This window comes from Kitasatospora sp. NPDC059747 (genome assembly GCF_042732955.1).
Taxonomy (GTDB): domain Bacteria; phylum Actinomycetota; class Actinomycetes; order Streptomycetales; family Streptomycetaceae; genus Kitasatospora.
On record NZ_JBHWGV010000075.1, the window covers coordinates 35418 to 47070 of the forward strand.

Sequence of the window (11653 nt, forward strand, 5' to 3'; positions counted from 1 at the left end):
CCCCCCCCCGCGCGCGCGCGCCCCCGCGCGCCCGCTCGCCCGGCGCTGGGGGGGCGCGTGTGGGGCGCGGGGGGGCCGGCGCCCGCGCCCGCACCCCCCCTCCCGCCGCCCGCCCCGAGCTCGGTCAGCGTCTTCGTCATGCTGTCCGGGCGGCCGATCGCCTCGTAGTGGGTGAGCGCCTGGCGGTAGGCCTTCTCGGCGGCCGGCCACTGCTTCAGCGCCGCGCGGTCGAGGCCCAGTTCGTACGCCGTCATCGCCGACAGGAAGTGCATCAGCGGCGACTCCCAGCGCTCCACCAGTTCCAGCGCGCCCGCCAGCGCCAGCCGGCGGGACTCCACCGCCTCCTCCGCGCGGCCCGACTCGCGCAGGCAGGTGGCGGCGCCGCGCAGCGTGACCAGCCGTCCGATCCGGGCCGCCCGGTTGTCCACGGACGCGAAGGCCTCGGCCGCCCGGTGGTAGCTGTCGGTGGCCTCCTGGTGCCGGTGCAGCCTGCGCAGGCCGCTGCCGAGGTAGGTCAGCGCCCAGCCCTCCTGCTCGCGGTCGCCGAGCTCACGGGCCAGCTCCAGGCCCTCGCCGGCCAGTTCGACGCCGCGCTGGTAGCGGTGCAGGCAGGTGACGTTCGTCCAGGCCAGGTAGTTCACGTGGACGGTCTCGGCGTGCCGGTCGCCGAGGGCGCGCGCGGAGTCGACGGACAGCTGGAAGACCTCGCCCCAGATGTCCCAGCTCAGCAGCCGGTCCGAGAACCAGTGCATCGCCTCGGCGGTGTCCACCACCGCACGGTGCCGGCCCGCCCCGGCCGCCCGGTACATGGCCGCCAGCCACTCCGGGGACTCCTCCTCGAGCCAGCGCGTCGCGTCCGCGGTCGTCACCGGCGCCGTCGCCGGATCGGGATCGCCGAGCGCCTCCTCGCCGGTGCTGTCCGGGACGAACCGCAGGCCCGCCGCCGAGGCGCGCGCCAGCAGCAGCCCGGCCGCGGCCAGTTCGGCGGCCCGTACCTCTTCGGGGCTCTCGTCGGTCGTCAGCCGCTCCCCCGCGTAGAGCCGGACGAGGTCGTGCAGGCGGTACCGCTCCGGGGTGGCGAGCTGGACCAGCCCGGCGTCCGTCAGCTCCTCCAGACAGCGCTCGGTGCGCACCGCGGACAGCCCGGCGTACATCGCGGCGACCGGCGCGGTGAAGTCCGGTCCTGCGGTCAACGCGCAGCGGCGCAGCACCAGTTGGGCCTCGGCCGGCAGCCGGCGGTAGGACAGGGCGAAGGCCGGGCGGACGGCGAGGTCCCCCGTCTCCAGCAGGTCCAGCCGGTTCTCCTCCGCGGCGAGCTGCCGCACCAGGCGGCTCACCGGCAGCTGCTCGCGCGCCACCAGGCGCTGGCCGGCGATCCGCAGGGCGAGCGGCAGGTAGCCGCACAGGCGGGCGAGTTCGGCCACCGCGTCCGGTTCGGCGGCGATCCGCTCCCGGCCGGCGATCCGGGCGAGCAGCGCGGCCGCCTCGGTGGGCGCGAGGGCATCCAGGCGCAGGCGGTGCACCGACTCCAGGCCGGGCAGGGCGTTGCGGCTGGTGACGATCGTCACGGCCGGGCCCGAGCCGGGCAGCAGCGGGCGGACCTGTGCCTCGTCGGCGGCGTTGTCCAGGACGAGGACGAGCCGGCGCTCGCGCACCAGGGCCCGGAACAGTCCGGCCCGCTCCTCCGTGCCGGCCGGGACGGCGCCGTCCTCGACGCCCAGCGCGCGCAGGACCTGGCCGAGCGCGTCGCGGGCGGGCAGCGGGGTGGGAGCCATGCCGGCGAGGTCGAGCGAGAGCTGGCCGTCGGGGAACCGGTCGGCCAGGGCGTGGGCGGCGTGCAGGGCGAAGGCGGTCTTGCCCAGGCCCGGCTGGCCGCTGACCAGGAGCACCCGGGGGTGGGCCGGGTCGTCCTCCCGGACCAGCTCGTCCAGGCGGGCGAGGACGTCCTCGCGGGCGGTGAAGTCGGCGATGTCCCGGGGGAGCGCGAGGGCGCCGGGCAGCATGGGGACGGCAGGGACGGCGGGGGTGGCCGGGGCAACTGGCGCGGCGGGGGCGTTCTCGGGGGTCGCTGACCCCTGATCGGCCGCGGCGGCTTTCGGCGCCCTGGGGCCGGCCTGCGCGGGGACGGTCGCGCGGGTGCCGCGTGGGCGTCCCGACTGGGCGGCCCGCTCCAGAGTCAGCGTGTCCGCCGCGTCAAGGCCCAGCGTCGAGGCCAGGGCCCGCACGGTGCGGCGCTGCGGCCCGCGCGTACGGCCGCGTTCCATGTCGCCGAGGGCCCGCAGGCTCACGCCGGAACGTTCCGCCAGTTCCTCCTGCGTCAGCCCCGCCCGCACCCGGTACCCGGCCAGCAGTCCGGAGAACTCCACGCCCCCGGCGACCGCGTCGCCCATCGACCCCACCCCTGACCCTGCCGGTACTTCTGCCACTGTTTGTGCCTCAACCACTACACGCAGGCAGAAGTATGCACGGTTTCACGCGGGCCCGGTGCCACGGCACTGCTGGTCAGTGCGTGTGCCAAGGGCCGCGGCGGCCGGACGGGCCAACGGGCGACCGGCCGGGCGGGCACGCGGCGCCGGTGGCAGAACTGCCGGTAGTTCTGCCTGTTCGCACACGGGCGGAACTGTGGAGGGGCGGAATTGGGATGGGCGGAACCGGGCGGAGAGGGCGGAACCGGGGACGTGTGCCGGCCCGGGTCGGGCGGCGGAGGCTCAGACGGCGCCCGACAGGAGCGAGTCCGCGCGGCGGCGGGCGGCGGCCGCGTCGCCGGTGCGGCCCACCGTTCCCAGCAGGTCGGCGAGCAGCGCGTGGGAGTCGGCCTGGAGCACGGTGTCGGCGAGTGTCCGGCCGAGGACGACGGCCAGTTCGGCGCAGTCGAGGGCCGGTCCGACGCGGCCCAGGGCGTGCAGGGCGCGGGCCCGTCCGTGGGTGGCGCGGACGGCGTCGGCGGTGTGGGCGGCGGCCAGCCGGACGGCCTCGTCGGCGTGGGCGAGGGCCTGGGCCGGGGAGCCGGCGAGGACGAGGGCGTCGGCCAGGTCGACGAGGGCGGCGGCGAGGAGGTGCGCGGCCTCGGGGGTGCGGGCGGCCGCGACGACGTCGGTGAACAGCGGGACGGCCCGGTCGTGCCGTCCGGCCCGGCCGAGCGCACGGGCGACACGGGCCCGGGAGCGCAGGCGCAGGAGCGGGTCCCCGGTGGTGGTGACGGCCCGGTCGAGGTGTTCGCCCGCGGTGCGGTGGGCGCCGCGGTCGACGAGGAGGACGGCGAGGTCGGTGGAGAGCCGGGCCACGGCCTCCGGGTCGCCGGCCGAACGGGCCGCGCGCAGACCGGCCTCCGTCGTGGCGCGCCAACGGGCGCGGTCGTGCTCGACGCCTTCTCCGTACTCTCCGCCTCCGCCGCCTGCGCCGCCTGCGCCGCCCAGGAAGCCGTGGCCGGTGTACCCGCGACCGGCGTGCCCGTGGGCGGTGCGCCCTTGGGGGGCGTGCCCGCGACCGGCGTGCCCGTGGGGGGCGTGCCCGTGGGCAGCGCGTTCGTAGAACGTGGCGGCGCGGTGGGCGAGCTGCCAGGCCCCGGCGGTACGGCCGTGCTGTTCGGCGCAGAGCACGACCGCGCGGATGGCGCTCTCCTCCCGCCGGAACCAGGCCGCGCCCTCCCCGCCCTCGGCGGACCTCGCCCCGGTCGCGTCGAGGTAGTGGTCGATCAACCGGTCGAGCGCGGCGAGCCGTTCGTCGCACCCGAGGTCGGCGGCCTGCCGCGCGGCGTAGCGGCCGACCAGCGCGCGCCGGGCGTAGCGGCCGGGGGCCTGCTCCTCCAGGAGGTGCACGGCGTCGAGGCGGGCCAGGTGGGCGCGGGCCTCCGCGGCGGGCAGGTCGCCGAGGGCGGCGGCGGTGGCGGTGCCGATCTCGCTGCCGGGGTGGAGCCCGAGGAGCGCGAACAGCCGGGCGGTGGCCGGGTCGAGCGCGCGGCGGGTCCGGTCGAGGGCGGCGGCGATGCCGAGCGGGCCGCGACCGGTGCCGGTGAGGGTGGCCAGGGCGGCCTGGTCGTCGGCGAGTTCGGCGGCGAGGTCGTCCAGGCCCCAGCCGGGGCGGGCAGCCAGCCGGGCGGCGGCGAGGCGCAGGGCGAGCGGCAGGCGGTCGCAGCGCTCGGCGAGTTCGGCGGCGGCCGCGGGTTCGGCGGCGAGCCGGGCGGGGTCGAGGGTGCGGGCCAGCAGGGCGGCCGCGTCGTCGGGGGTGAGCGCGCCGACCGGCAGGGGGACGGCGCCCTCGCGGACGAGCAGGTCGCGCAGGCGGTGCCGGCTGGTGACGACGGTGACGGGCGCGGCGTCGGACGGCTCGGCGGGCGGGGCCGGCAGGAGGGGAGCCACCTGCTCCGCGGAGCGGGCGTCGTCGAGGACCACCAGCACCCGACGGCCCGTCAGCAGCGCCCGGTAGCGCTGGACGCGTGCGCCGAGCCCGGCGGGTACGGCCGACTCGCCGAGCGCGGTGAGGAACTCGCCGAGCACGTCGGCCGGGTCCCGGGGCCCGGCCTCGCCGAAGCCGTCCAGGTCGGCGTGGAGGACGCCCTCGGGAAACCGCTCGGCGGCCCGGTTGGCCCAGTGCTGCACGAGGGCCGTCTTGCCGGCCCCGGCCGGGCCGGTGACCAGGACGGGCCGTCCGGCGCGGGCGGGCGCGAGGGCCTCGTCCAGCCGGCGCAGGTCGTCCGACCGGCCGACGAACCGGCGGTCGGCGGGCGGGAGTTGGGACGGTACGGCCTTCGGGCGGGGCGCGGCCACGGTGGCGGCGGGGCGGGTCAGGCGCTCGCCCGCGCGGCGCAGCTCGGGGCCCGGCGGGCCGTCGAGGCGGGCGACCAGCCGCCCGTACCAGGCCGCGGCCTCGTCGCGCCGACCGGCCTGGTCGAGGCAGGTGACGAGCCGGGCGGCCGGGCCCTGCCGGGCGGGGTGCGCCGTCACGGCCTCGGTGAGCTCGGCGACGAGCTCGCCGCCGCGGCCCTGCCGGCACAGGCCGTCGGCGAGCCGGTCGAGGGCGCGCAGGCGCAGGTCGGTGACGTACGGGGAGGTCCGGTCGCGCAGCAGGGCCGAGCCGCAGTCGGTGAGGGCCGGGCCCTGGAACAGGTCGAGGGCGGCGCGCAGCAGCGGGAGCGCCGGGTCGGCGGACGGGCCGTCGGGGGACGGGCCGTCGGCGGCTCGCTCGTCGTCCAGGACGTGCGGGTGGTACGGCGCTTGCGGGTGGTACGGGCCGAACGAGCCGTGCCGGCCGTCCGGGTGCAGGACTCCGGCGCGTTCGCAGAGGCCGGCGAAGCGCACCAGGTCCACCCGGTCGGGCTCCCCGGTGAGCACGTAGCCGGCGTCGCGGGTGCCGAGCGCGAGGTGCCCGCCGCCGTGGTCCGCCGTGGGCTCCTCGCCCAACGCCTGGCGCAGCACGGCGACATGGCCCTGCAGCGCGGCCCGGGCGGTGGGCGGCGCGGCGCCGTCCCAGACCAGTTCGATCAGTTCCTCGGTGGCCACGACCCGGTTCAGCCGGACGGCGAGCGCGCTGAGCAGGGCGCGCCGCTTGGGCGCCGAGGGCGTGACGAGCGTCCCGTCGTCGCGCCGGACGGCGACCGGTCCGAGCAGGTCGATGCGCATGCGGCCCCTCGTCTGGCTGATCGGCTCGTTCGCCGGCGGGTGGATCGTCTGCGGGTGGATCGAGTCGTCCGAGGATAGGCCCGATCGCCCGGCCTGCGCACCGGTGCGGGTTCCGCCGATTCATGCCATCATGATCGCTTCTCGCCCGGTTCGGCCTTGATCCGTTCGGTTCCATTCGGTTCCGTTCGATCACCCGCCGGGACCGGACGAATTCGGGCAGTACACTGCTCCACCCCGGGACCGACCGGCCCGGGAGTCGTGGGGCGAGGTGGGGCGGCGCGTGGGGATTCGACTCCTCGGTCCGGTGGAGCTGGGGACCGGGGGCGGCGGGTTCGTCGCGGTCCAGGGCGCGCAGCGGCGGGCCGTGCTCGCGCTGCTCGCACTGCACCTCGGGCGGGTCGTCGGCGTGGACGCCTTCTGCGAACTCCTGTGGGACGACTGGCCGCCGGCCAGCGCGCGGGCGGCGCTCCAGGGCCACGTCGCCGCGCTGCGCAAGCTGCTCGCCGCCGGGCCCTTCGTGCTGCACACCCGTGCGCCCGGCTACCTGCTGACCGGGCCGGCCGGCCTCGTGGACGCCCTGCGCTTCGACGAGTTGGTGGCCCGCGCGGGCGCGCTGGCGGAAGCGGCCGACGGCGCGGCCCTCACCACGGGCGGCGCCGCGCTCGCCGAGGCGATCGCACTGCTGGAGCAGGCGCTGCGGCTGTGGCGCGGTCCGGCGCTCGCCGACCTGCCGGACACGGCACTGCGCGGCACGGTCGCGGGCCGGCTGGAGCAGGCGCGGACCGCGGCCCTCGTCTCCTGGGCGGCGCTGCGGCTGCGCCAGGGCACCGGCGCCGCGGCCGTGCCGTCGCTGGAGCAGAACGTGCGCACGAACGGGCTGCGCGAGGAGGTGGCGGCGCTCCTGGTGCGCTGCCTCCACCAGGCCGGACGGTCCGCCGACGCGCTGCGGGCCTACCACGAGGCGCGGACCCGGCTCGACGGCGAACTCGGCATCCGGCCCGGCCCCGCGCTCCAGGCGGCACTCGCCGAGGTCCTGGCCGAGGACGACGCCGCCGAGGCCGGCCGGCCGGTGGACGAACCGCCGGCTTCCGCTTCGACCACCGATGACGGCACCCCCGTGCCCCGCCGACTCCCCCGCCGCCCGCTCGACTTCGTCGCCCGCGAACCCGAACTGCGCTGGCTGGACCGCGAATGCGGCCCCGACCGCACCGGCGACGGCCTCGCCCTCGTCGTCGGCCCGGCGGGCGCCGGCAAGAGCGCGCTGGTCCTCACCTGGGCGCACACCGCCGCCGACGGCTACCCCGACGGCCAGCTGCACGCCGACCTGCGCGGTCTCGACCCGGCCGGACCGGCCGACCCCGGCGAGACGCTCGGCGCTTTCCTGCGCGCGCTGGGCGTCGACGAACCCGCCCTCCCCGCCGACCGGGCCGGGCGCGCCGCGCTCTACCGCACCCTGACCCGGGACAAGCGCCTGCTCGTCGTCCTCGACGACGCGGCCGACGCCGACCAGGTCGCCGACCTCCTCCCGCACGGCCCCGGCTGCGCCGCCGTCGTCACCGGCCGAAACCCCCTGGAGGGCCTGGTCGCCGCCGAGGGGGCGGCCCTGCTGCGCCTGGCCCCGCTGCCCGGGTCCGACGCGCTGCGCCTGCTGGAACAGGTGCTGACGCCCAGTCGCCTGCGGGCCGAACCGGAGGCCGCCGCCCGGCTCGCCGCGCTCTGCGACCACCTGCCGCTCGCCCTGCGGATCGCCTCCGCCCGGCTGGCCGCCCGACCGGACTGGACGATCGCCGCACTCGTCGCCGACCTCGCGGACGAGCCCACCCGGCTGGCCGTCCTGGAGGGAGACGGCACGCTCGGCGTCTCCGGCGAACTGCTCCGCACCCACCGTCGGCTGTCACCGGACGCGGCCGAGTTGCTGGCCGTCCTGGCCGCCCACCCGTCCCCCGAGGTGGACGTCCTCGCGAGCGCGGCCCTGCTCGGCGCCGACCCGGCCACCGCCCGCCGGGCGCTCGGCGAACTCACCGCCCACCACCTGCTGACCGGCACCCCGCACGGGCGGTACGGCCGGTCCGGCCTCGTGCGGCTGTTCAGCGCGCACCTGCTCGGGCGACGGCCGGAGGCGGACCGACAGCTCGCCGCGGAACGGCTGCTGGAGTACTACCTGGAGGCCTCCCGCGCCTGCGCCGAGCACCTGGAGCCCGGCCAGGAGACGTACGGCGGGAGCGTCCACCACCCGCCGGCCCTGCCCGCGCCCGCCGGGCCCCGGGCCGCGATCGACTGGTTCCGGGCCGAGGAGCCGACCGTCCGCGCGCTGGTCGCCTCCGCCGGCCGCACCGACCCGGCGCGCGCCTGGCGGCTGGCCGCCGCCAGCGAACCGCAGTACTACGCCGCCGGGCTCTTCACCGAGTGGCTGAGCTGCATGACGGCGGGCCGGGAGGCCGCCGAGCGGTGCGGCGACCGGGTGGGCACCGCACGGTCCGGCGTCGCGCAGGCGAGCGCCCTGCTCGGCCTGCGCCGCTACCAGGAGGCGGTCGACCGCGGCCGCAGGGCCCTCGCCGACACCCGCCCCGAGGACGGCGCCGTCCACCTGCGGGCGCTCAACGCCCTCGCGGTGTCCAGCGCCCTCGTCGGCCGCGCGGACGAGGCCACCGCGCTCGGCGCCGCCGCGCTCGCCCACGCGACCGGCAGCGGCGAACCCCACCGCCTGTCCGCCACCCTCGCCCACGGCTCCCAGGTCAGCCTGCTGGTCGGCGACCGGGAGGGCGCCCTCCGGCAGGCCCGCGAGGCCCGCAACCTGCTGCCCGGATCGACGGTGACGATCTGCCACCTCTGGTCGATGCTCACCGAGGCCCACGCCCTCCAGCCGGTCGCCGACGAGGAGGCCTGCGAGATCGCCTGGCGCCGCGCGCTCGCCGCCTGCGAGGAGGCCGGGCTGCTGCACCTGCTCGCCCTCGCGGAGCAGTCCTACGCCGCCTTCCTCGCCGGCCGCGGCCGGTCGCCGGAGGCCGTCGAGCGGCTCCGGGTGGCGCTCGACCGCTACCGGGCGGACGGCCGGCTCCCGTCGTCCATGGGCGGTTTCGTCAGTGCGATCGAGGAACAGCTGGACGCGCTGACGCACCGCCGTTCCTGACGCATCGTCAGTTCAGGACCGTCAGTTCAGCGCGGCCTTGGCGACGCGCCCGCGGTCGACCGCCTTCGGGGCGTACCCGTGCTCGGCCGCGAGGACCGGGCGCATCGCGCGGATCGCGTAGAAGTTGCGGGACTTGACCGTCCCCGGCGGCACCCCGAGCTTCGCCGCCGCCTCCACCACCGACCGGTCCTTGAGGTGCAGTTCGACCAGCACCTCGCGGTGGTGCTTCTGCACCCGTCGCAGCGCAAGGGCGATGTCCCGGGAGGCCACCACCCGCTCGTACGGGTCCTCGGCGACCGGCCGGTCGTCCACCGACTCGCCGAGCGCCTCGGGCGCCCGGGAGGCCGCCATCCGGTAGTGGTCGATGGCGATCCGCCGGGCCACCGTGAACAGCCACGGGCGGCTGTGCTCGGGCCCGGCCTTCAGCGCCTCCGGGTTCTGCCAGGCACGCAGCAGGGTCTCCTGGAGGATGTCCTCGGCCTTGCCGCGGTCGCCGCGCGTGGTGCGCAGCAGGACGTTCAGCAGGTAGCCGCCGTGCAGCCGGTGGATCTCGGCGAGGTCCTGGGGGTCGAGGGTCGGTCGGCCCGCCCCCTTCGCGGTGGTCTCCGTGGCGGGCTGCACGGTGGCCTCCGCGGCGGGAGCGGGCCGGGCGGCGGACTCTGCGGGCTGCTGGACGCCGGGGGCGTTCGGGGCGACAGGCTGCTGGGACACGCACTACCTCACAGAGCGGTCGGGGTCAGGGGACAGTCCGACCGGATCCCCCCGGCGGCTGTGACCACAGGCTGTCAACGGCCGCCAAGGATGCGCCAACTCCGCGCCAACGTCGGCCCCCGTCCCCTTCCCCCACGAGGGCGGTCCGCCCTCAGGCCGCGTCCCGCTCCTCGTTGAGCGCCCGGACCAGGTCCTGCACGCCGTCCTCGCCGCGGTGCTCGATCAGCACGGCGACCCACGTGGTGAACCGCTCCCGCTCCTCGGCCGACCAGCCCGGCGCCGAAGGGTGCTCGTCCACGACCATCGCCGCCGCGAGCTCCAACAGCCCCGGCGACGACACCGGCCGCCAACGCCCCGACGGCAGCCCGTTCAGCGCCACCCGCCGGGCGACGGCGATCACGTCCTCCGCCGCGCCCGGCGGCACCGCCAGCGCCGGCGGCCCCGGCACGGCCCGCGCGCCCTCGGCCAGCAGTGCGGCGATCAGTTCACGCGGTTCCGCGCGCTCGGTTCCCATGTTTCGTCGTCCTCCCCCGTCCCGCGTCCGGGACTCGCTCCGTCGTTCCTTCGGGGCCGCCCGGAACCGGCCGGACGTGCCCCGGAGACGGTACCGACTGGTAGCCCGGTCCGGTCGGGGGTTTGCGGACAGCGGAACCCGCCCGGCCGGGCCTGGTCGCCGCCCGGCCGGCGGCTGGGCTCCGCGTCCTAGAAGGTGGTCCAGTCGTCGGCGTCCGGGGTGCCGAGCGTGCGGATCCGCTCGCCGTCGCGGTCGTCGAAGGTGTCCTTGGCGATCGTGAACGACCTGCCGTCGGGCCGCAGGCCGTACAGCACGACCTGCTCCTTGCCGATGCCGGTCAGCGACAGCCGCTCGCACTGGTGCGGTGCGACGACGTGCGTCGAGAAGCCGCCCCGCTTCGGGAACACCGCGTACGACGGGTAGGTGCCGCCCGAGCACAGGACGAAGTTGTCGCCCGGCTGGGCCGGGATGCCCGGAGTGACGGGGACGCCCGGCTGGGCCGGAATCCTCGGCACCGCGGGGACGGTGGCCGCCTGCGCGGCGGTGACTCCGGTGAGGCCGACCAGGCCGGCGGCCGCGAACAGCAGGCCGGCGGCACGGGTGGTGGTGCGCATGGGGTTCCTCCAAGCGTGGTCGGGACGCACGGTGCGCCCTGACCAGCTCAACGGGCCTCCCACTGAACGGGGTTCAGTACCGGACCGGCGGGCACGGCCCGCACGCCCGGAGGAACCCGTTGCCGTACCCGCCGCGCACCCGCCGCGCACCGGCCGCTGAACCCGCCGCGCACCGGCCGCCGTAGTTCCGGCTGGGCGGGCCGGCCCGGGGCGGGCGGAGGGGCGGCCCCTGCGGCGCACCGACGAACCGGGAGGGACACCCGATGGCCTACTCCGACGGCACACATCCGGGCTTCCAAATCCCTTGGACCGAGCTGCTGTCGGGCCCTGGAGCGGACGCCTGCCCGGACTACACTCCGGCCGAGTGGCCGGAGCCGGTACAGGTGCAGGTGCAGCTGCCGGTGCCGGAGCCGGCACCCGTCCCGATACACCGCCCTCCGGCCGCCCCCGCGCCCCGACCGCACGTTCGCCGAACACTGTTCCGCGAGTCGGCCGACCCCCGGCAGCAGATCGAGCGGGTCCGCGCCCCGCTGCTCGCCTGCCACCGCGTCGCGTTCCTCGGCACGCCCGCCGCCCCCGGCGACGCCTCCGCCGGACTCCCGGTCGCGCTCGGCGCCCAGCTGGCCGAGCACCGGTGCCACCAGGTGGCCGTCCTCGACCTCGCGCCGCCCCGGCCGGACGCCGCCGCGCCGACACCACCGCACGCGCTCAGCGCCCTGCTCACCGCCGCTCCCCTGCCGGACGCGTTCCGGCACGTGGGCGGCCGGCTGGCACTGCTGACGGCCCGCCCGGAGCACCCGTACGCCGACCACCGGCAGTCCCTCGCCGACCTCGGCACCCACTACCCCCTCGTGCTCGCCGACGCCACCGGCGCCGGCGACGATGCCCGGCAGGCGGCAATGGCGGCGGCCGACCAGGTGGTGATCCGCGCCGACGCCTCCGTCGCCGGGGCCCGCACCGCCTCCGCCCAGCTGGACCGGCTCGCCGCCGAGGGCCGCGGCGACCTGGCCCGGGGCGCGGTCGTGGCCTTCACCCCGGCGCCGGTCGGGGCTCCGAGCCCCGACCG

The 11653-nt window shown here is 77.7% G+C and carries 6 protein-coding genes and 1 pseudogene; 2 read left to right on the forward strand and 5 right to left on the reverse strand.

Annotation, left to right across the window (positions count from 1 at the left end; all coding sequences use genetic code 11):
• Positions 1-2390: helix-turn-helix domain-containing protein (locus tag ACFV4G_RS28460; protein WP_380444967.1), on the reverse strand; the 2390-nt coding region annotated here is incomplete at its 3' end.
• A gap of 318 nt (positions 2391-2708) precedes the next feature.
• Positions 2709-5618, reverse strand: a complete 2910-nt coding sequence (locus tag ACFV4G_RS28465; protein WP_380444968.1) for a BTAD domain-containing putative transcriptional regulator — start codon at positions 5616-5618, stop codon at positions 2709-2711.
• A gap of 280 nt (positions 5619-5898) precedes the next feature.
• On the opposite strand from ACFV4G_RS28465, the gene ACFV4G_RS28470 reads away from it, so the two are divergent.
• Entirely contained in the window at positions 5899-8748 is a 2850-nt protein-coding gene (locus ACFV4G_RS28470; protein ID WP_380444969.1) for a BTAD domain-containing putative transcriptional regulator, read from the forward strand.
• A 21-nt stretch (positions 8749-8769) separates the two neighbouring features.
• On the opposite strand, the gene ACFV4G_RS28475 is transcribed toward ACFV4G_RS28470, so the two are convergent.
• From ACFV4G_RS28475 to ACFV4G_RS28485, 3 genes are all read right to left on the reverse strand, one after another.
• Positions 8770-9459: a sigma-70 family RNA polymerase sigma factor gene (locus ACFV4G_RS28475; protein WP_380444970.1), complete on the reverse strand. Its 690-nt coding sequence runs from the start codon at positions 9457-9459 to the stop codon at positions 8770-8772.
• A gap of 151 nt (positions 9460-9610) precedes the next feature.
• Positions 9611-9973, reverse strand: coding sequence for a hypothetical protein (locus ACFV4G_RS28480; RefSeq protein WP_380444971.1), 363 nt, complete (start codon positions 9971-9973; stop codon positions 9611-9613).
• A 188-nt stretch (positions 9974-10161) separates the two neighbouring features.
• The gene (locus ACFV4G_RS28485; RefSeq protein WP_380444972.1) at positions 10162-10587 is read right to left on the reverse strand and encodes a hypothetical protein; all 426 of its coding nucleotides are present in this window, start codon (positions 10585-10587) and stop codon (positions 10162-10164) included.
• 263 nt (positions 10588-10850) lie between these two features.
• Here ACFV4G_RS28485 and ACFV4G_RS28490 point away from each other — a divergent pair.
• Positions 10851-11653: pseudogene (locus tag ACFV4G_RS28490) on the forward strand (hypothetical protein); the annotation flags it as partial.

Coding starts and splice junctions, on each gene's coding strand:
- ACFV4G_RS28465 (WP_380444968.1), bottom strand. CDS start 5,618: ATGCGCATCGACCTGCTCGGACCGGTCGCCGTCCGGCGCGACGACGGG.
- ACFV4G_RS28480 (WP_380444971.1), bottom strand. CDS start 9,973: ATGGGAACCGAGCGCGCGGAACCGCGTGAACTGATCGCCGCACTGCTG.
- ACFV4G_RS28485 (WP_380444972.1), bottom strand. CDS start 10,587: ATGCGCACCACCACCCGTGCCGCCGGCCTGCTGTTCGCGGCCGCCGGC.